This window comes from Sphingomonas sp. DBB INV C78, assembly GCF_042693015.1.
Lineage (GTDB): Bacteria > Pseudomonadota > Alphaproteobacteria > Sphingomonadales > Sphingomonadaceae > Sphingomonas_E.
The window spans coordinates 2,824,550-2,844,740 of sequence record NZ_CP170544.1 but is presented as its reverse complement, the minus strand read 5'-3'; the positions used below and the strand labels follow the sequence as shown (position 1 = coordinate 2,844,740).

Below are 20,191 nucleotides of genomic sequence, written 5' to 3'. Positions count from 1 at the left end.
ATCTGGAGTTCGAGCGTGAAAACTGTGATGATGACGGCAATTGGCGGGTCAGACGTGTTGCAAGTCATGGATTTGCCCCAGCCGGTTCCCGGACCCGGTGATGTGTTGGTGGACATTGCCGCGATCGGCGTGAACTTCATGGACATCGGTGTGCGCCAAGGCATGGCATGGCATGAATTACCCTTGCCTCGGGCGCTGGGTGTCGAAGGCGCTGGTCGTGTCGCGGTGCTGGGCGAGGGGGTAACGGACTTCAAGGTGGGACAGCGTGTTGCCTGGGTTTATGCACCGGGCAGCTATGCCGAACGGGTCGTTATACCGGCCCTATCACTCGTGCCGCTGCCCGACGATATCGACGACCGCACCGCCGCCTCGTTGATGATGCAGGGCCTGACGGCCAGCCACTTCGCTACGGAGTTCTATCCGGTCCAGCCGGGTGATTTCGCACTCGTCCACGCGGCGGCAGGCGGATTGGGCCAGTTGCTCACCCAGATCATCAAGCTGCGCGGCGGCACGGTAATTGGTCGCGTCTCAAGCGCGGCGAAGATCAAGGTCGCCAGAGCCGCGGGTTCGGATCATGTCATCGTCGATGCGGTGGGAGATTTCGCCGCCGAAGTGCTCCGCCTGACCGGCGGTGAAGGCGTGCATGTCGTCTTTGATGGTTCCGGCCCGGCGACCTTTGAAGGTTCACTTGCCTCGCTCCGTTGCTCAGGAACCTTCTGCTGGTTTGGTCCGGTGCTGGGTGCCCCCGACAGGATCGACATCATGAGCCTGCCGCGAAGCGTCAAGCTCGGCTATGCGGTCTTTTCCGACCATATCCGTACACCGGATTTGCTGCGTGCTCGTGCTGCTTGTTTGTTCGATTGGGTGCGCGAAGGAAAGCTGCGGATATCGCCCGCCACCGACTTTTCCTTGGCTGATGCCGCAAAGGCACACGCAGCGATGGAGAGCCGCGCGAGCACTGGGAAGCTGCTCCTTATTCCATGAGGGTCGAATGCTTGGTTCCGGCACCCGTGGAGCGCGGTCCTGCATTGCTCACCCGCCAGCCGCCTTCTCTCGCGACAGTGAGAATTGTCTCTTTGAGAAGCGCGGCAATCTCCCGGCTGCCAATAGCGTCCGGCCGCTGGGTCGCGGTTGCTATGATCAGTGGCCGAAATAGTGGCGGATCGCCAATTTGCCACGCACGCAGCTGCCCTAGGGCCAGCTCCTGACGAACCGCTGACTCAGGCAGGATAGTCAACGCTGCACCTTGCCGCACGAGTGCGATCGTAGCGTCGAGCGAGTCGAACTCAAACATGACGTTCAGCACGGCACCGGCAGTCGCTGCATGGTCCTCGATCATCATGCGCAAGCCATGCGACGGGGTCGGAAGCACCAGCGGTCTGCCCGCCACTTGTGACATCGAAATGATTTCGCCAGGCGGAAAGGGCGCATCTTCGACGGCGCCAAGGATTGACAGAGGTTCCCGTGCGACCAACTCGGATCGGATGATTGCTGAAGCGGGCCGGTGGTAGAGGATGGCCGCATCGATCCTGCCGGCCTGCAGCCATTCGAGCAGGGTTCCACTAAACGCTTCGGCAATTCGCAATTGCAAACCCGGAAAGTCCAACTGAACCCGTCGTGCCAGGGGCAAAGTCAGCAAGCGACCAATCGTGGGTGAAAGTCCGATCGTGGCCTCACCCGTTAATCTGGTGCCCAAACTTCTGATGTGACGGCTTATTCGGTCCGCTTCTTCAAGTAGCTGCAGAGCTTCTGCGAAAAGCGCCCTGCCCGTGCTTGTCAGCGAAACTCCGCGACCATTACGAAGAAAGAGCTGGGCACCCAGCTCATGCTCCAGCACGCGAACCTGGCGGCTCAGTGCCGGTTGCGCGATCCGCAAAATCGCGCTGGCCGCCGAGATGCTGCCGGACTCGGCAATCTGACGAAAATAGCGAAGCTGCCGAAGTTCCATAAGCTTGCATAGTCGGGAGCGGAAGTGAACGCCAGCCATGCCGTACAGGCATATCCGAAAGACCGCGCTTTGCTTGGACTGGAGCCTTCGAACAGGAGAGATTGCGTCGTCCAGGCTAAGGGAATTGCATGAGCGACGAGCAGGAGAGTTTTCCGGAGATTCGCGAGTCGGTGCGCAGGCTTTGCGCCAACTTTCCGGGAGAATATTGGCAGCAGTTGGATCGCGACCGGGCTTATCCGACCCAGTTTGTGAAGGCTTTGACCGACGCTGGATTTCTTTCAGTCCTTATACCGGAACTGTATGGCGGCTCGGGCCTGGGGCTACAGGCCGCTACCGCAGTGCTCGAGGAAATCCATCGTTCGGGATGCAATGGCGGTGCCTGTCACGCTCAGATGTACACCATGGGCACTGTGCTCAAACATGGATCGGAGGACCAGAAGCAGAAGTATCTGCCCAAAATCGCGTCGGGTGAATTGCGCCTGCAGGCCTTCGGGGTAACCGAGCCGACCGCTGGTACCGACACGACCCGTATTCGTACCTTTGCAAAGCGGGTTGGCGACAAGTTCATCGTCAACGGCCAGAAGATCTGGATCAGTCGAGCGGAGCATTCAGACCTGATGGTCCTGCTGTGCCGAACGACTCCGCGTGAGGAGTGCGCCAAGCCATCGGACGGCATTAGCGTGTTACTCGTGGACATGCGTAAGGCGGTTGGTAGAGGGCTCACGATCCGACCGATCCGGACAATGCTCAATCATGCGACGACGGAGCTCTTCTTCGACGATCTCGAAGTCCCGGTTGAAAACCTGATCGGCGAACTGGGCCGAGGATTCCGCTACATCCTGTCCGGTATGAATGCGGAGCGGATTCTGATCGCGAGCGAGTGCATCGGCGACGGCCGCTTCTTTGTTGACCGTGCGACAGCTTATGCGAAGGACCGGCACGTTTTCGGCCGCGCCATAGGTCAAAATCAGGGAATCCAGTTCCCGATCGCGCGGGCCTATGTGCAATTGGCGGCAGCGTCCGAGATGGTCGACAAGGCCGCGCGCATGTTCGACGACGGCGCCAATTGCGGGACCGAGGCGAATATGGCCAAGATGCTTGCCTCAGAGGCCAGCTGGTTCGCGGCCGACATGTGCGTCCAGACTCACGGCGGCTTTGGATTTGCCGAAGAGTATGACGTCGAACGCAAATTCCGCGAGACACGGCTTTACCAGGTGGCTCCCATATCGACAAATCTGATCCTGAGCCACGTAGCAACCCATAAACTCGACCTGCCCAAGAGCTTCTGATGGAGTTGGCGGACATCCTTGTTGTGTCGCTCGAGCAGGCCGTCGCTGCACCGCTATGCACGCAGCGCCTGGCCGATGCGGGTGCGCGCGTTATCAAGGTGGAGCGGCCGGGCGGTGACTTTGCCCGTGCGTACGACGCCGCAGCACGTGGCAACAGCTCATATTTCGTGTGGCTCAACCATGGAAAGGAATCGCTCGTCCTCGACATCAAGGATGCCGACGATGCGGCGCTTTTGCACAGGCTTCTCGCGAACGCAGATGTCTTCGTACAAAATCTGGCGCCGGGGGCAGCTGCCCGGGCCGGCTTCGACTCAATTGCGCTGCGTCAACGCCACCCGCGTCTGATAACCTGCGACATATCGGGTTATGGCGAGCATGGCCCCGCTCGCGGCATGAAGGCTTATGATCTGCTCGTTCAGTGCGAGACCGGTCTGGCGGCAATAACCGGGGCGCCCGAGGCTGCCGGCCGCGTGGGCGTCTCGATCGCCGACCTCGCCTGCGGCACAAACGCCGCCATGGGCATCTTTCAAGCTCTTTATGAGCGGGAGCGCACAGGCGAAGGAAGGGGATTGGCTGTTTCGCTGTTCGACTCGCTGGCCGAGTGGATGGCGGTACCCTTGGTGCATCATGATTATGCCGGTGCAGCCCCTGTCAGGGCGGGCCTCAACCATCCCTCCATTGCACCATATGGCCTGTTCCACTGCCTGGGCAGCGAGCCGATCGTCATAGCGGTTCAGAATGATCGAGAATGGCGTTCGTTTTGCCGGGAAATTCTCGACCGACCCGAGTGGATTGAACATGATGCCTATCGCGATAATGCCGCGCGCGTATCCAATCGACCATCTTTGGAGCGCGGCATTGGCGCCATATTGGCTGAGTGCGATCGTTCTGACCTGGTCATACGGCTGACGGATGCGGGCATCGCGTTCGGGGCGCTCAACGGCGTGGCAGAACTTTCGCGCCATCCTCAATTGCGCCGAATCCGCGTCGATGGATCGGCCGGCGGGATTGAGTTACCCGCGCCGCCACTCCGCTGGAGCTATTTTCGTTCGGAGAAGCCGGCTGTGCCTGACATCGGAGAGCATGACGCGCGCATCAGAACGGAGTTTGCATGATCGACCTCCAGGCATATGTCGGGCGGCAGGAGTTTCACCGCGATTTTACGGATCGCCAGCGTATCGCCAGACTGGCTGCTCTCCTCGACCATCTGGAAATCCTCTGGGCTCCAGACGTGCTTCCGCCGTTGGCTCATTGGCTTTGTTTTTTACCGGACGAGCGTCAGTCGCTGATCGGGCACGATGGACATCCGCTGCGTAGCGAGAGTGGCTTTCTCCCGCTTGTCGACTTGCCTCGCCGGATGTGGGCAGGAAGTCGCATTCGCTTCCTACGCGAAGTCCCGATCGATAGTCCGATTACGAAAACATCCACGATCCTTGCTGTAGAGCCAAAGACCGGACGATCCGGCAATATGCTATTTGTTACCGTCCAGCACATGATTGGCGAAGCCGGTGGCTCGGCCTCAATCATCGAGGAACAGGACATCGTCTATCGCGAAAGCGGTGCACCGGGTGCAGCGGTCAAGCGCCCTACGCTGGACTATGATATTCCCGATCCGGTGATACGCCATATCATTTGCGACCCTGTCATGGTGTTCCGCTATTCAGCCCTGACGTTCAACGCGCACCGGATTCATTACGATCTTCCCTATGCGCGCGAGGATGAGGGATATCGCGAAAGGGTCGTCCAGGGGCCTCTGATCGCGACCTTGTTGCTCCATCACGCCTTAAGTCGAGCAGAAGGCCGCCGCATTGAGACATTCCAATTCAGGGCAGTATCTCCGCTCTTCGTGGGCGAGGAGATGCGACTTGGGCTCAGGGATGACGACCGGACGATTGCCCTGCGTGCTGTCGGGCCGGACGGCGTCGCCGTCACGGCCGAGGCTGGATTTGCATCATGAGCCGAGGGTGGCGCTCCCTACTTTTTGTGCCCTGTGACGATCAGGTCCGTCTGGCGAAGATAGCCGACAGAGGGGCGGATGCCGTCATACTCGACCTTGAAGATTCCATTCCGTCCGAACGCAAGCCGCAGGCACGCGCGGGTCTGCCGACGATCATCAGGACACTTGCGGAGCGCCATTGCCCGCTCGTCATTCGCGTCAACACTTCCTGGCGGGACATTTATGCCGACCTTGAAGTCGCCGTTCAACCTGGTGTCGATGCGATTATGGTGCCCAAAGTCGAGGCGGCTCCGACACTTGCGATAATCACCGAAATGTTGAGCGAGATCGCCAGTTTTCGTGGCCTTGAGGTTGTTCCCGGATTGATACCGTTGATCGAAAGTCCCGCCGGACTTGCCGAGGTTTATGAGATCGCCCGCATTCCCAGTGTCATCGGGCTGGCGCTGGGAAGCGAGGACTTCTCATTGGCGCTGGGTGTTCCACCATCGCCCGTGGCTCTTGATCTGCCCTGCAGGCTCGTCGCATTAGCTGCGGCACGATATGACCGACTGGCACTTGGTCTGCCGGTTTCAATAACTACCATTGATGATGAGGCGGCCTGGAGAGCCGGCATACAAGCCGGCCGCTCGGTCGGCATGACCGGAGCATTATGCATTCACCCGCGGCAGGTCGCGGCCGCAAATCAGGGCTTTTCGCCCGACGCAGCGGAGGTCGAGACGGCGCAGCGCATTCTCGATGCCTGGGTTGCAAACGGAGAAAGCGGCGTGACACGCCTTGACGGCAAGATGATCGATCTGCCGGTCGTGCTTGCTGCCAAGCGACTTCTACTCAGCAGTCGTATCGGCGTCACCTCTCCTTAGGGGAGGCCCGGCTGATCAAGCCAAAGGCACGCTCCGCAACTAAAATGAAGCCGCAGTCCGGGTAGATTCTCGGAGAACTCCTTGCTGGGTTCCCCGGTTCAAGGCGAACGCAGATTGGGTACTGTCGGCCGGCTATCCGTGGAATGCCGCCTGCTCATGGTACAGTCCGGAGCTGGGTCTTGCCGTTCCTGATCACCGTGGAGGCTCTTTCAGGTACCGACGCTTCGAACGACACGATGTCTCCATCCTGCCAGAGGTCGATGCGCACTGTCTCGCCTGGATAAACCGGAGCTGCGAACCGGGCGGCATGGCTCGCAATACGCGACGGATCATAGCCGCAAACCGCTTGCAGCACGGCCCGGCAGGTCATTCCAAAGGTGCAGAGTCCGTGCAAGATCGGCCGATCAAAACCGGCTGAGCGCGCCGCCTCCGGATCGATGTGAAGCGGATTCCTGTCTCCGCACAGACGGTACAACGTGGCTTGATCGGACCGTGTCGTCATCATGATCGACGTATCGGGAGCCCGCATTGGCACAGCGTGCGGGATGGGCGCTGGATCAGGAGAGCCACCGCGCCCGCCATCGCCGCGCGCAAAAATCGTGCGGTTGACCTCGCAGAGCATATTATGGTCCGACGCGGTTCGCACCACGGTTCGCCTGACGACAATCGCGCCCTTGCCAGGACCTTTGTCATAGACCTGGGCAATGTCACTATCGACGATGATCTGGGCGGAGGCCGGTAGCGGCCGATGCAGGATGATCTCCTCTTGGCCGTGCAGCACCTGACGATAGTCCAGGCCGAGATCGGCGGTGCTGCAGCCGGCGTGCCAGGCGATCATTGTGGCAAGCGATGGAACTGCCTGCAGGTCACGCTCGTACGTGAAACGCAGCTCCTTTTCGTTGAGCGGATCTCGGCCCATGCCGATGCCCAGTGCATAGAGCATTACGTCACGATGATCGTAACTCAGGCGCCGCCCATTTTCGCGCATCGACAAGATGGCCGGATACTCCAAGGGCATGATTTCTCCTATGTGAAGGGTGTTGCGCCGCTGTCCGCCAGCATCGATTAGTCCACTATTACAGATAACTCTATATCAAGCGCGGCTGAGTTGACCCATGCGTTGGTGGCAATCAAGCCCGGTGGCCTTCGAGTGGCGGCGTCTGATAGTTCAGGCCCGACACACGTCGCCGATCATCAGTGTCCGACGGTGCGGCTCAGCCCGATGCCACTGCAGCCAGGCGCCGCGCGGCTAGAACAGCCTCTGCAAATCCTTTCGGATCTTCCTGGGGTGGGTTATGGCCGACGCCCGCGAGCAGACGATACTCGCGCGGGCCGCGAAAATGGGACGCAAGATCTGCGCGATACCCGACGGGCATCACGCCGTCGGAGTCGCCGTCGATCGCGACGGTCGGCACGTGGATCGGTGGACGCTGGCCGAGAACCCGCTCCATTTCCGCGTATGCCGGGTCCCCGCCAACCATGCCGAAACGGTGACGATAGCTGTGGATCACCACCTCCACAAAGTCGGGATTGTCGAAGGCTTGGGCGCTGGCGTCGAACGCTCCCTGGTCATATTTCCAGTTAGGCGACCATGCCGACCAGAGACGCTGACAGAATTCCTGTCTATGCCGCGCGAGTCCTTTCGGTCCGCGCGGTGACAGAAAGTACCAGATGTACCAACGTCGAAGTTCGTTTTCAGGTGTGTCGGCCAGTTCCGCCATATTCTCACGGAGAATATTGTAGCCCATTGCCGACACAAGCGCATGGACGCGCTCGGGCCAGATCGCTGCCACGACGCAGGCTGCCCGACCGCCCCAGTCGAACCCTCCAAGTATCGCCCGATCGATATGAAGTGCGTCCATGAAGCAAAGCAGATCTGCTCCGAAGGCGGCCTGCTGCCCCGAACGAAGCGTATACGCTGATACGAAACCCGTCTCTCCAAAGCCGCGCATCCACGGTGTGATGACCCGGGCCCCGGAGGCTGCCAGCAGCGAAGCGGTCCCGGCATAGCAAAGCGCATCGTAAGGGAAGCCATGGACGAGGATCACGGGCCAGCCGTCCGAGGGGCCAATTTCTCTATAGGCAATATCAAGCACGCCTGCGCGCACGATACGGGTCGTCATCCTTCCTCCTTTCGGGCGGTGCCGGCATCCACTCCCGCACATTTGAGTTGCATGCGGAAAGCCTCTTGCAAGTCGAACCCGCATGATAAACAGTTATCTCTATAACAGGTGATGCCGCCACTTACAGGGGTGAGCGGCGATACAAGCTGGACGGGAAAGCGGATGACATTCTCCAGGCGATCCGACGATGCGATCCTTCAGCAAGATGGCAATTCAACGGGCATCGCCGATCAGGCCTCGCATTCCCCCAATCGTCGCGAAAGCGTCAGTGATTGGCTTGTCGTCCTCAGCGCATTCATCGGCCTGGCTGTGTCAGTCATGTACGTCTATTCCATGGGCCTCTTCTTCGCGCCGCTTCAGGCCGAGTTCGGCTGGCAGCGCAGCGAGATCGCGGCCGGCATGACAATCGTGAGCGTGATCACCGTCATCGTCGCACCGTTCGTGGGGATCGCCGTTGACCAATTTGGATCACGCGTAATTGCCTGCTTCGGCCTGTGCTTGCATTGCGCGGCTATCGCGCTCCTTGCCACAACCGGCGGATCGATCTGGAATTGGTGGGCGCTGTGGGGGTTGGTGGCGATAGGTGCAGTTCTCATCAAGCCGACAGTCTGGATGACGGCGATCGCCGGACGTTTTTCCGCGCGGCGTGGGCTGGCCATCGGTCTGGCAATGAGTGGCATTGGTGCCGGATCGGCGGTCATGCCGTGGCTCACGTCGACCATGATCGATCGTTGGGGATGGCGAGTGGCTTATGCGCTCTTCGGCGGCGGCGGCGTGCTGCTGGCAATGCCCATCCTTCTCCTCTTCTTCCGTGACTCGGGACAGAAGGAAAGGGGCGCGCCTCTGATGCGACGTCCGCTCAACGGCGTTTCGCGTCGTGACGGGCTGCGCTCGCGCGTGTTTCACAAAATGGCGTTGGCGAGCTTCCTGGCCACGTTCTCAACGATCGCCGTCACTGTGCACTTTGTCCCGATACTCACCGACGCAGGTGTCCCAAGGGAAACCGCCGCCCTTCTCGCCGGCGTCATCGGCACAGCCTCGATCGCGGGAAGGCTTGGAACCGGCTACCTTCTGGATCGAGTTAACGCGACCATTGTCGGCGCGGTGGGATGTTTTCTACCTATCGTGACCGCGCTGATGCTGCTCAACTACACCGGAACCTGGATTTACGGAGTGGTCTGTGCCGCTGTGCTCGGCGTCGCAATCGGCACCGAGGTCGATGTTCTAGCGTATCTTTCAGCGCGCTACTTCGGCATGCGCAACTATGGAATGCTCTTCGGCACGCTTGCGGGAATGCTCGCTTTGGGAAGTGGAACGGGCGCCGCATTCGGCGGTCTGATGTACGATAGCTTTGGATCCTATCACGCGCTCTTGATAATCCTGGTCCCGGTATACGCCACAACGGCGGCTCTTATCGCGACGCTCGGGGAGCCGCCAAAGATATTCGAGCTGTAAAAAGCGCCATCGAATGCGGTCAAGATCGGACCACTGGAAGGTGAAGGGAAACCTGTCCGCAGACGGTTTGCCGGCGTCGGTAGACAGCCGGTTTGGTAGGAGGAGGAGGCTTCACCGCTTGTCGATGTAAGGCGGTCCGCTTCGGCCGCTCTTTAGATGCACTGCAAGTTCGGCGCCCAGGCACCCACGCTCGCTATGTCGTTGCCTGGTATGTCGCACCAAGGACGCCATCAGTGCTGCGAGGTCGCCTCGGAAGTGTCCCCCTGGACCTGATCACGCGCCATCAGAAGCAAGCCGCCGGCGGGAAGGGGGTTTGCCCCTCTGGCCGAAGGCGGCAAGGAACGTGCGCCAGCGAAGATTGAAGACGTCGGCCACGGTTGTCCCCCCGATCAGTGTATCGGCGTGGCGCACCCGCGTGACAGCGCCTTCGAGAAGGTCAACTAGGATCGCTCCTGCGGACTCGGGGTCACCCGCGGCCAGTTCCTTGCCTGCGATCGCCTCGTTGACAAGCGCTAGCAATGGCTCAAGCGCGCGCGCTGCCCAACGGATCAGGCGCTCGCGTATCTCTTCCGAATGAGCGGCTTCAGCATTGGCAACGAGATAGAAGACAGCATTTCCCGCGACACAGCCATAGTCGAAATAGGCTCGCGCGGCCCGCTCCAGCCTGTCCAGAGCGGGAGTCTCTTGCGCCTGTATGTCTGCCAACATTGCGCGGAATCGCTCCGTGTCCCGATTGGCGACCGCATCAAGCAAGGCAATCTTGTCGGGATAGCGTCGATAGACGGTGTGCTTGGAGACCTGCAGCTTCGCTACCAGGGTGTCGATCGTCGTGGCTGCAAAACCCTGCGCCGCGAACAGCGCCTGCGCGGCATCGAGAATCTCGCTGTCGATGTCTTGTACCGTCTCCTTGCGAGGACGCCCGAGCGATCGTCTTTTTACCGTCTGTTCCACTATATCTCCCTCGCCGGCTGAGCCGGTGCAGAGCGCTTATGGCAGATAGTATCGGTGATTGCCGACAAAAAAAGCTCGATACAGTGCCATATACTTGTCGGTGCCCTAGCGGCCGCGGGCCTCAATTCTCCCGTGTCCTGGCATTTATCAGATCATCGACTACCGTGGGGTCGGCTAGAGTCGACGTGTCTCCAAGGGTTGACACATCGCCTTCAGCGATCTTGCGCAGGATGCGCCGCATAATTTTCCCCGAGCGGGTCTTCGGAAGCGCCTGGGCGAATTGAATTTCATCAGGGGTCGCGATCGGACCGATCTGACGGCGTACCCACCGGGTCAGTTCGGCGCCCAGGTCTGCGCGTGGCGCCTCATCAGCCTTGAGGGTTACATAAGCATATATGCCCTGGCCCTTGACGGGGTGAGGGAACCCCACGACCGCGGCCTCTGCCACGCCTGGATGGAGGACGAGAGCGCTCTCAACCTCCGCGGTTCCCATGCGATGGCCGGAAACGTTGATGACATCGTCGACGCGACCAGTAATCCAGTAATAGCGGTCATCGTCGCGGCGCGCGCCGTCGCCGGTGAAATAGAGACCGGGAAATGTCGTGAAATAGGTCTGGAAGAAGCGCTCATGATCTCCCCAGACAGTGCGCATCTGGCCGGGCCAGGAGCGTGCGATGCACAGATTGCCTTCTCCCGACCCCATGATCTCCAATCCTGCTCCATCCACCAGCCGCGGCTCCACCCCGAAAAAGGGTAGGGAGGCTGCGCCTGGCTTGAGCGCGGTGACACCAGGCAGCGGCGTGATCATGTGCCCGCCCGTCTCGGTCTGCCACCATGTATCGACGATCGGGCAACGACCATCACCGACCACTTCATGGTACCAGCGCCATGCTTCCGGATTGATCGGCTCACCTACCGAGCCCAGCAGCCGCAGCGATGTGCGGCGGGTCGACTTCACCCAGCCATCGCCCTCCCGCATTAGGGACCGCAGGGCCGTCGGAGCGGTATAGAGGGTCGTGACCTGGTGGCGATCGACGACATCCCACATTCTCGCCGGTGTCGGCCAGGTAGGCACGCCTTCAAACATCAAGGTCGTCGCGCCGTTGGCCAAGGGGCCGTAGACGATATAACTGTGTCCCGTGACCCAGCCGATGTCCGCCGAGCACCAGAAGATGTCGTCGACACGATGATCGAAGCTTAAATCGAAGGTCATGGCCGCCCAGAGCAGGTAGCCGCCGCTTGTGTGCAAAACACCCTTGGGTTTTCCCGTCGAGCCAGACGTGTAGAGGATGAAGAGCGGATCCTCCGCATTCATCGGTTCACACGGACAATCCGGCGCAACGCTCGCAGCCGCTTCATCATACCAGAGATCCCGGCCCGGGCGCATCATTATTGGCGCGCCGGTAGCCCGGACGACAATGATCGTCTCAATCTCCGATGCTATTTCAGCGGCCGCATCGACATTGGCTTTGAGCGGGATTCTTCTTCCCCCGCGCCGCCCCTCGTCGGCCGTGATGACAATGCGGCTTCCGCAATCCCGGATCCTGTCCGCCAGCGCCTCGGGGGAAAACCCGCCAAACACGATCGAATGGATCGCGCCGATGCGGGCGCATGCCAGCATCGCGAAAGCCGCTTCCGGGATCATCGGAAGATAGAGTGTGACCCGGTCTCCCTTCCGCACACCGGCATCCAGCAGCACATTTGCAAAACGGCATACGTCTGCATGGAGCTGGCCGTACGTGATGGCGCGGGGTTCATCTTGCGGGTCATCGGGCTCCCACAGGATTGCCACTTTTTCGGCATGCTCGGACAGATGCCGATCAAGGCAGTTTTCCGACACGTTAAGCAGCCCGTCGGCGAACCAGCTGATCGCGACGCGGTCCTGTCCGAACAGGCTCTCGTCTGCCCGGGTTGGGAATTGCCGCCACTCGAGACGCCGTGCTTCGCCCAGCCAGTAATTTTCAGCGTCTTCAAGTGACTGGCGATAGCCCGCGCGATAGCTGTCGGGATCGATCTTTGCTTCGCGGGCCCAATCTGCTGGAACGGGAATGAGACCGGACACGCAAATCTCCTCGGTTGTGGCTTTCAGTGTGCAGGCGCTGCCCGCTGGCCCGTCCTGGTGCCGACAGCAGGATGCCAGCCGGAAATCGGGGCGGAAGAAAGACGGGCGACCGGGTCCGGGCCGCAGCCGTCCGACAACGGCTAGGCCATGTGTCCGGTCGCACAGGTATTGGGAGAACGCCGAGAATGCGAATAATGTCGGGGCAATTGCATGCAGCGCCGGGTAATTGCTCTACCGGCTAACTGCGCTAGTTGCCTGGACGGGATTTGCGCTGGCGGGCTGCCGGTTCGCATTCTCAACGTCGGCCAATGCGATTGTGCTGCCCCCGAGGGGGCTTTGGATCACGACATTCTGCCGTCCGCGCTGCAGCAGGAAATGGCCCATTTCGATTGCCCGGTCCATTCCTGCGGTCCGCACGCGAGTGCTGCCGCAGCCATCAAAGAGCAGTTCGAAAAACATCGATTCCTCTCCCATAGAGTTTTCTCTATATACGAGAAAAAAGCACCGACCACACCCCTTTTTTTTGTGAATATGGCCATTTTATCGCCAAAATGCCCGCGACCATGAGTGGATGAGTGAGAGTTGGCATAAAAAGAGATAATTGAATTGCCGGCCGGCAGGCCCTATGCGAAACGGGGTCGGACCGGCTCATGGCGACATGATAGGATCTCGTCACGGCGCTGGGCATACCAATTGAGGCCAGACCTCGCAGGAGCGGATATCGATGGATCTTGTCCCCGATGGCGAACAGCAGCAGATCATCGATATTGCGGCCGATGTCCTGCGCGGCGAGCTCCCGCTCAGCCGCTTGCATGACGGTATCTTTGATCCGGCCGTGGCCCGGGAACAGCGCTTCAAAATGGCAGAGCTCGGCTGGATCGGCATCGGTCTACCGGAGGCGGCCGGCGGAGTCGGGATGACCGTCCTCGAGGAAGTGCTTCTTCTTCGCGAGATTGGGCGAGTGGTCGGACCCACTGCAATCATTCCGGCCATTCTTGCGGCCAAGCTCGCCTCTTTGCTCGGGCTTTCTTCCTTGTGCGGACGCTTGCTCGCAGGAGAGGCGGGCGCCGCTCTGGCGGTCGCCGAGGCGTCGCTCGAAGCCTCTGCGCTGGCTGTTCGGGGCGTGGCCCGCATCTATGACATCCAGGACGCAGCGTGCATCATCGTAGCGGCGGGCGAAGAGGTACTGCTTCTCGACGCTACCGGCGGTACGTTATCCCCCGTCCCGTGGCTCGACGCCTTTACGCCGGTGGCCCGATGTGACTTGGGCGCCTTTCCGATCATTGGTCGCGCGGACTTGCGGCCGACGCTGATTAACGGGCTTTTGCTGACCGCAGCAATGCTGACTGGCCTCGCGGAGGGCGCGGTCGCGATGATCGCCGATTACGCGAAGATCCGGGAGACGTTCGGACGAAAGATCGGAGCCTACCAAGCCGTCCGGCATCCGATTGCCGAAGGCGCCGCCCGCAGTGACCATGCGAAGGCATTGCTCTACTTTGCAGCGCTAGCGAATGTCGAGGCGCGTGAGGATGCCGAGCTTCAGGCGCGATCGGCGAAGATCATTGCTCATCGGGCAGCTACGAGAAATGCCGACATCAATATTCAGCTGCACGGGGGGATCGGCATAACCGCCGATCTGCCGGCTCATCATTTCATGAAGCGGTCGCTCATGCTCTCATCATGGTTCGGGGATCGCAAATCTCATCTGGATGCGCTGCTCGAGCAGCCTCTTCTCACCATCTGAGGACGGCGCGATGGACCTGAATTATACTGCCGACGACGTCGCATTCCGTCACGCCGCAAGAGAATGGTTGGCCGTGAACGTCCCGGCAGAAACGCGCCCGGCCGATGTTCAGGGTGGCGCCGACTTCGATCGCGCCTGGCAGCGGCGTCTCTATGACGGGGGATGGGCCGGAGTGAACTGGCCCAAGGAATATGGCGGACTGGGCCTCTCGGGGGTTCGGACACTGATCTGGTGGGAGGAATGTGAGCGCGCGAGCGCGCCCGGCTATGAGCGATCCACCATCGCGTTGACCCATGCGGGGCCGACACTCATCACCCGAGGAAGCGAGGCGCAGAAGGCGCATCACCTGCCTCTCATCCTGAAGGGCGACGTTTTATGGTGTCAGGGCTTTTCGGAGCCCGGTGCGGGGTCGGATCTTGCGGCTCTCAAGACCAGGGGCATCATCGAGGGCGACTATCTTGTGGTCAATGGCCAGAAGACCTGGACGTCGGGCGCCGCGACGGCCCGCTATCAGGAACTGCTTGTCCGCACCGAGCCTGGATCCGAGCGCCACAAAGGGCTGACGTGGATCATCTGCGACATGGCAACGCCCGGCATTGAGGTCAGGCCGATTCAGACGATGATGGGCGAGAGCGACATCAACGCCACCTTCTACGACAATGTCCGCATTCCCCTGTCCAATGTCGTGGGCGAGGTTGGCCAAGGCTGGTCCGTTGCAATGTCGACGTTGGATTTCGAGCGGGGCAACACCTTTTTGCGCGACCAAATCTCCATGTCGGGCAAGGTGGAGCGTGCCATCGATCTTGCGCGCCGCTCGTTCCTGGCGGACGGGAAGCCCGCCATCGAGGATCGCGAGATCGCCCGCAAGCTCGCGGAGCTGAAGGCGGACGCGCTAGGATTGAGAGCGATGGCCGTCGTCAATGTTTCCAATATCGATCGGAACGGTAGTCCGGGGCCCGAGGGATCGATGGTGAAGCTGCTCGTATCGCAAACGAACAAGCAGCTGAACGACGTCGTCGCGGAAATCGTCGGCCAGCAGTTCCTCGAATATGACGGAACGAAAGCCAGCAACGAGCGAATGTTCGACTATATGTGGGGCTGGGTTCTAACTATTGCCGGCGGCGCGACAGAGATCCAGAAAGAGATCATCGCGGACCGCGTGCTGCAATTGCCGCGCTCACGCTGATGCGGGGCCTCTCCGCTTCCTGAGGATTAAACGCGATCAATGCAAAAGGCGGTCGCCGGACTTTGGTCCGGCGACCGCCTTACGATCGCTATTCCGCTGCTTCCAGTATCGGCTCGACTCCCATGGGAAGGGTTACCGACTTGAGATAATAATGGTTGTACAGACCTTCGAGGCCCTGCTCACGGCCGATTCCCGACTGCTTGATGCCGCCGAACGGGCCGCCGCCGCCGCCTGGTATACCTTCGTTGATGACACAGCTTCCGGTCTGGACTTGCGCGGCAACAGCAAGGCCACGGGCGATGTCCGCCGAGTAGATGGCGCCGCCGAGGCCATAGTCCGAGGCATTGGCGATACGGATCGCTTCATCCTCATTCTTGTAGCGGATGATCGAGAGAACCGGCCCAAAAATCTCTTCGCGTGCAATGGACATATCATTCTCGACGCCTGTGAAGATCGTCGGTTCGACATACCACCCCTTCGCGATATCCGGCCGTCCACCCCCGAGCGCGACTTTGGCACCAGCATCGCGGCCCGCCTTGATGAAGGCCTCGACACGTTCGCGCTGACGTTGAGCAGCGAGCGGACCAAAATCCGTGTCAGCCTCGAAGGGATTTCCGACCTTCATTTTGCCGACGCGCTCCACAAGGGCATCTACCAACTCGTCGTGACGACGCTCGGAGACCAGGATACGGGTGGTTGCGATGCAAATCTGGCCGGTGTTGGTGAGCGAGTTGCGTTCGAGGATCGGCAACGTCTTCCTCAAATCGAAGTCGTCGAGGAGAATGGCTGCCGACTTGCCTCCCAGTTCCAGCGTTGCCGGTTTGATCTGCTCGCCGCAAATCATGCCGATCTGGCGCCCGGCCGCAGTGCTGCCGGTGAAACTGATCTTGTCGACGCCGCGATGCCGCACGAGATGCTCGCCGACCTCGCGACCTGCCGGGATGATGCTCACGGCCCCCTCCGGCAGGCCGAGTTGCGCCAAAGCGTCGGCGATAATGTAGCAGCTCAATGGGCTTTCGGGTGCCGGCTTGAGAATGATGGGGGTTCCGGCCAGCATTGCCGGCAACATCTTGATCATGAGCGCTGCAACAGGGGTATTCCAGGGGATGATCGCGCCGACGACACCCAGTGGCGTCCGCGATACGACGACTTTTCCATAGGATCCCTGGCGCACCTCCTGCAGCGTCGCTTGCTTGGCGACTGAGATGGCTTCGCGGATGCGCGGGCCGAGCATTGCCGGTGTCTGGGGGCCGTAAAGTTTGAGCGGCCCCCCCATTTCCGCGATCTGCAGATCTCTTGCCTCATCGATGTGAAGCTCCAGAAGCCCGATCATCCGTTCGAGATAGTCGCCACGTTCCTCGATTGACATTCTCGGCCAAGGACCTTCCTCAAACGCGTGGCGAGCCGCGGCTACGGCGCGGTCGATATCCGCCGCTGTCGCGAGCGGCACTTCTCCGATCACCTCTTCGGTAATGGGAGAAATGACCTTGAGCAGTTCGGTGCCGGCGGGATCGACGTATTGGCCGCCGATAAGGAACTTGTCGCGCCGGATCATGAGCGCGCCCTCACCACCGGAGTTCCGCATAGAATCGTGTCACGGATGGCCATAACGTCTCCCTAGATAGACCTATTCAGGTATCTTAATGTCGAAGTGTCCACAATAGTCCATGTGTCGCTCCTGGCTGGGTCCGTCACTTCGTTTTCGCGAATTGCAGCCTGGGCGAGCGCTCTCAAAAGGCTCCGTCTCGACCATATCAGGAGCGCAATTCCCAGAGGAATAATGACAGAAGCCAGCGCTATGAGGGCAATTCCAAGCCCGTTTGCTCCAGGGAACATGCGATCGGACAAGAATGCGACCGCAGCCGGGCCGATGCCAAGGCCGATGGCGTTGGCAACGAGCAGGTAGATTGCCGAGACCTGCGCGCGCATATTGGCTGGCGGTAAAAGAGGTACTGTTGTTGTGCACATGATGCCCATCCCGAAGGTGATCAGGTAGGCCGGGGCCGAAAATATCAGTGATCCGCTCAGTGAGCCCGCTGAGAGGCACATATAGATGCATGGCGCGAGGGCGAGCAGCGCGCAGATCCCGGCGCGCATGAACCCGTCATTATATCCTTGGCGTCCGAGCAGGTCGACGATTCCCGGCAGGAGCACGCCGCCCGTGAGTGTCGCCGCTATGCCGATCAGGCCGAACGCATAGCCTGCCTCGGCCGCATTCAGTCCGTAACTGCGCACGAGATGCGTCGGATACCAGCTGAGAAAGCTCAGGCTGAGAATCGAAACGAGGCCTGAAAGGCTGAACACGCCAACATAACAAGGGGCGAATTCGCGCAGGTGGTGGCCGATATCTCGCAGCGTCGCCCGTGCCGTCGCGCCGTGGGCAACTCGCGGCGGTTCGCGCACCGCGGCGGCGAAGACGAGCGCGACGAGGATGCCTGGCAAGCCGATGAAGAGCAGCGTCAGTCTCCACGGCGCGAGGTCGCCGATCCATGGAAGCGCTTGCACCCAGGGAGAGCCGACCAGTTGCAGGCCGGCCGCGCCGATGATCAGCGCCGCCGAACCGCCACTGGTGCCGACGCCAAGGAAGACGCTCGTAGGCAGGTTGCGTCGGTCTCGCGTGAAAAGGTCGCCGATCATCGAGACCGCCGACGGGATCAGAACTGCCTCGCCCAAAGCAACGCCCAGACGAAGGAAAAGAAGCGTTTCGAAGCTCGCCGCGAAAGCTGATGCTATGGTAGCCCCGCTCCATAGAAGCACGCCTGTGACGATGAGGTTGCGCCGGTTGGTCCGGTCTGCGAGACGCGAGATGGGAAGCGCAAAGAGCGTATAGAAGGTCGCGAACGTCGTTCCGATGAGCAGTCCTATCTTGGTGTCCGTCACACCGAGATCGCCTTTTATGGGTTCGACCAGCAGCGACAGGATGAAACGGTCCGCGAAGGATATCGCCAGGAACAGCGCCAAAAAACCCACAGCTGTCCAGGGGGCGAGGCGGTCCTTGGTCTTGGCTTCTCCGCTCATCCAGTTTTCCTTCCCTTTGCTGGCACGGCCCCGAGTCGCACCCACTACGCTTCTTATACAGATTACTCTTTTACCGGCCATTGCGCGAAAATGGGGTCGTATTCCCCATGTTTGGCGCGATTTTGCGGCTGTCTGCTCAAATAGAGGTGCATCAAAGGTTATAAAAGCTCAAAATCGTGCTTTTAATCGATGGCGGCTCGCGCTAGAAGAGTGAAAGCGCAAATCCGGTTGCGCGGGGATGAAGGGCTCCTGCCTGGACGGAGGGATGTGGCGGGCCTCGCTCCGCGGCTGGTTGTCGTTCCTCCGCAAGGCCTGGTGGCCCGGATCGCGGCGGACGGCATGCCAATGCCGCCGGATGTAGGTGGAGAGGTGAGCGACGCATGTTCCTTGATATTTTTTCCGAGATGCAGCGCGCGCAACGGTGGTCGCCGGCGAGCGAGGCTATGGTTATTCGCAATGCCCTCGACCAGGCGCGTATCGCAGACGACCTCGGTTATGGCTGCTGGTGGAGCGTGGAGCATCACGGTGCCGGTGAGTTCAGTCTCTCTGCGGTGCCCGAGATGTTCAACGTGGCCCTTGCCATGTCGACCAAGCGTTTGCGCATCGGCCATTCCGGGGTGCTTACACCCTTCCAGATCAACCATCCCATACGTGTTGCTGAGCGCGCGGCCTTTGTTGACCTCCTGAGCGATGGCCGCCTCGAGATGGGGCTGGCTCGATCCTCGGCGTGCGAATGGGACACCTTCGGCGTCGCCAAGGATGACACCCAGCCGCAGTTCGACGAGCTTACGCGGATGCTGCCAAAGATGTGGTCGAATGAGCCTTTCTCGTGGGACAGCAACGTCATCTCCGTTCCGTCGATCAACATCGTTCCCAAGCCCCAGCAGAAATTTCCTCGCATGTGGTGCATGGGTATGAGCGAGGAGGGGGCCCGCACGGCTGGCAGGCTCGGGGTTGGCTTCATAGGCACGACCGTCATGGAGCCCGTCGCCAAGACGATGAAGCTCTTGAAAGTGTTCGCCGAAGGCGGCGAGGGACGGGAAGAGGAGATTTCCGCTCCGAATGACGGCTTCGGACTGTTCACCTTCGTTCATTGCGCCGCGTCGCGGGAGGCTGCGATCGAAAGCCGCGCCGCCGAGGCGGCGATGTGGTATGTGAACGCGGCGCCCGGCGTGCTTAAATTCCCTCGTGACCGGCTCATGGCGGCGATCCGCAGCGAGCCGATTCCAGGTGGTCAGAGTTGGCGCCAGGCGAGCGTCAACGGCGAGGATGTGCCGGACTGCGATCCGAACGATCCGCACCCCGTCATTCGCCAGCTCAACAGGCAGTTTCTGGGTATGCCAATCGACGCCGAAGAGGCCTATGAGGCCATCACCAATGTCGACTCGGTGATTATCGGCGACGCGGAGGTCTGCTACGACAAGATGCTGAAGTTCAAGGCGGCCGGCGTCGATCGGCTGCTATGTCTTCAGCAGTTCGGCCAACTGTCGCATGAACAGGTCTGTTCAAGCATCCGGCGCGTTGGCGAGGAGATACTGCCCTATATCTCCGCGCCAGGTGTCAGTTCGGCAAATTTCCCGAACAGGGGTCTTTAGCTT

The 20,191-nt window shown here is 60.5% G+C and carries 17 protein-coding genes; 10 read left to right on the top strand and 7 right to left on the bottom strand.

Annotation, left to right across the window (positions count from 1 at the left end):
* Positions 1 to 15: 15 nt before the first annotated feature.
* A complete protein-coding gene (locus tag ACFB49_RS13260) occupies positions 16 to 984 on the top strand; it encodes a quinone oxidoreductase family protein (RefSeq protein ID WP_380871693.1) in 969 nt (322 codons plus the stop codon).
* Here the strand turns inward: ACFB49_RS13260 and ACFB49_RS13255 are convergent.
* Entirely contained in the window at positions 974 to 1,948 is a 975-nt protein-coding gene (locus tag ACFB49_RS13255; protein WP_380871692.1) for a LysR family transcriptional regulator, read from the bottom strand. The two genes, ACFB49_RS13260 and ACFB49_RS13255, sit on opposite strands and share 11 nt — an antisense overlap.
* 128 nt (positions 1,949 to 2,076) lie before the next feature.
* Here ACFB49_RS13255 and ACFB49_RS13250 point away from each other — a divergent pair, with 128 nt between their 5' ends.
* From ACFB49_RS13250 to ACFB49_RS13235, 4 genes are read left to right on the top strand one after another with little or no spacing between them, the layout of a single operon-like run.
* A complete protein-coding gene (locus tag ACFB49_RS13250; RefSeq protein WP_380871691.1) occupies positions 2,077 to 3,237 on the top strand; it encodes an acyl-CoA dehydrogenase family protein in 1,161 nt (386 codons plus the stop codon).
* Positions 3,237 to 4,352, top strand: a complete 1,116-nt coding sequence (locus tag ACFB49_RS13245) for a CaiB/BaiF CoA transferase family protein (protein ID WP_380871689.1) — start codon at positions 3,237 to 3,239, stop codon at positions 4,350 to 4,352. Before ACFB49_RS13250 ends, ACFB49_RS13245 begins: the two co-directional genes overlap by 1 nt.
* Positions 4,349 to 5,194: an acyl-CoA dehydrogenase gene (locus tag ACFB49_RS13240; RefSeq protein ID WP_380871688.1), complete on the top strand. Its 846-nt coding sequence runs from the start codon at positions 4,349 to 4,351 to the stop codon at positions 5,192 to 5,194. Before ACFB49_RS13245 ends, ACFB49_RS13240 begins: the two co-directional genes overlap by 4 nt.
* Entirely contained in the window at positions 5,191 to 6,054 is an 864-nt protein-coding gene (locus tag ACFB49_RS13235; protein WP_380871687.1) for an HpcH/HpaI aldolase/citrate lyase family protein, read from the top strand. The genes ACFB49_RS13240 and ACFB49_RS13235 overlap by 4 nt, the downstream gene beginning before the upstream one ends.
* A gap of 154 nt (positions 6,055 to 6,208) precedes the next feature.
* Here ACFB49_RS13235 and ACFB49_RS13230 read toward each other — a convergent pair whose 3' ends face one another.
* Both ACFB49_RS13230 and ACFB49_RS13225 read right to left on the bottom strand, forming a co-directional pair.
* Complete coding sequence (locus tag ACFB49_RS13230) at positions 6,209 to 7,072, bottom strand: MaoC/PaaZ C-terminal domain-containing protein (RefSeq protein WP_380871686.1); 864 nt, start codon at positions 7,070 to 7,072, stop codon at positions 6,209 to 6,211.
* Positions 7,073 to 7,268: 196 nt separating this feature from the next.
* On the bottom strand, positions 7,269 to 8,177 hold the full coding sequence (locus ACFB49_RS13225) for an alpha/beta fold hydrolase (RefSeq protein ID WP_380871684.1): 909 nt from the start codon (positions 8,175 to 8,177) through the stop codon (positions 7,269 to 7,271).
* 162 nt (positions 8,178 to 8,339) lie between these two features.
* On the opposite strand from ACFB49_RS13225, the gene ACFB49_RS13220 reads away from it, so the two are divergent.
* Positions 8,340 to 9,632: an MFS transporter gene (locus ACFB49_RS13220; RefSeq protein ID WP_380871683.1), complete on the top strand. Its 1,293-nt coding sequence runs from the start codon at positions 8,340 to 8,342 to the stop codon at positions 9,630 to 9,632.
* A gap of 273 nt (positions 9,633 to 9,905) precedes the next feature.
* Here the strand turns inward: ACFB49_RS13220 and ACFB49_RS13215 are convergent, their stop codons facing one another.
* Positions 9,906 to 10,583 carry a TetR/AcrR family transcriptional regulator gene (locus tag ACFB49_RS13215; protein ID WP_380871682.1) on the bottom strand — a complete coding sequence of 226 codons (678 nt, stop codon included), beginning with the start codon at positions 10,581 to 10,583 and terminating at the stop codon, positions 9,906 to 9,908.
* 121 nt (positions 10,584 to 10,704) lie between these two features.
* On the bottom strand, positions 10,705 to 12,645 hold the full coding sequence (acs, locus tag ACFB49_RS13210) for an acetate--CoA ligase (protein ID WP_380871681.1): 1,941 nt from the start codon (positions 12,643 to 12,645) through the stop codon (positions 10,705 to 10,707).
* 210 nt (positions 12,646 to 12,855) lie between these two features.
* On the opposite strand from acs, the gene ACFB49_RS13205 reads away from it, so the two are divergent.
* From ACFB49_RS13205 to ACFB49_RS13195, 3 genes are all read left to right on the top strand, one after another.
* Entirely contained in the window at positions 12,856 to 13,212 is a 357-nt protein-coding gene (locus ACFB49_RS13205; RefSeq protein WP_380871680.1) for a hypothetical protein, read from the top strand.
* Between the two features lie 157 nt (positions 13,213 to 13,369).
* Positions 13,370 to 14,389: an acyl-CoA dehydrogenase family protein gene (locus tag ACFB49_RS13200; RefSeq protein WP_380871679.1), complete on the top strand. Its 1,020-nt coding sequence runs from the start codon at positions 13,370 to 13,372 to the stop codon at positions 14,387 to 14,389.
* Between the two features lie 10 nt (positions 14,390 to 14,399).
* Positions 14,400 to 15,575, top strand: a complete 1,176-nt coding sequence (locus ACFB49_RS13195; protein ID WP_380871678.1) for an acyl-CoA dehydrogenase family protein — start codon at positions 14,400 to 14,402, stop codon at positions 15,573 to 15,575.
* Positions 15,576 to 15,663: 88 nt separating this feature from the next.
* Here ACFB49_RS13195 and ACFB49_RS13190 read toward each other — a convergent pair whose 3' ends face one another.
* Both ACFB49_RS13190 and ACFB49_RS13185 read right to left on the bottom strand, forming a co-directional pair.
* A complete protein-coding gene (locus ACFB49_RS13190) occupies positions 15,664 to 17,130 on the bottom strand; it encodes an aldehyde dehydrogenase (protein WP_380871677.1) in 1,467 nt (488 codons plus the stop codon).
* Positions 17,131 to 17,192: 62 nt separating this feature from the next.
* Entirely contained in the window at positions 17,193 to 18,593 is a 1,401-nt protein-coding gene (locus ACFB49_RS13185; RefSeq protein ID WP_380871675.1) for an MFS transporter, read from the bottom strand.
* Between the two features lie 380 nt (positions 18,594 to 18,973).
* On the opposite strand from ACFB49_RS13185, the gene ACFB49_RS13180 reads away from it, so the two are divergent.
* Positions 18,974 to 20,188, top strand: coding sequence for an LLM class flavin-dependent oxidoreductase (locus ACFB49_RS13180; protein WP_380871674.1), 1,215 nt, complete (start codon positions 18,974 to 18,976; stop codon positions 20,186 to 20,188).
* Positions 20,189 to 20,191: the final 3 nt, after the last annotated feature.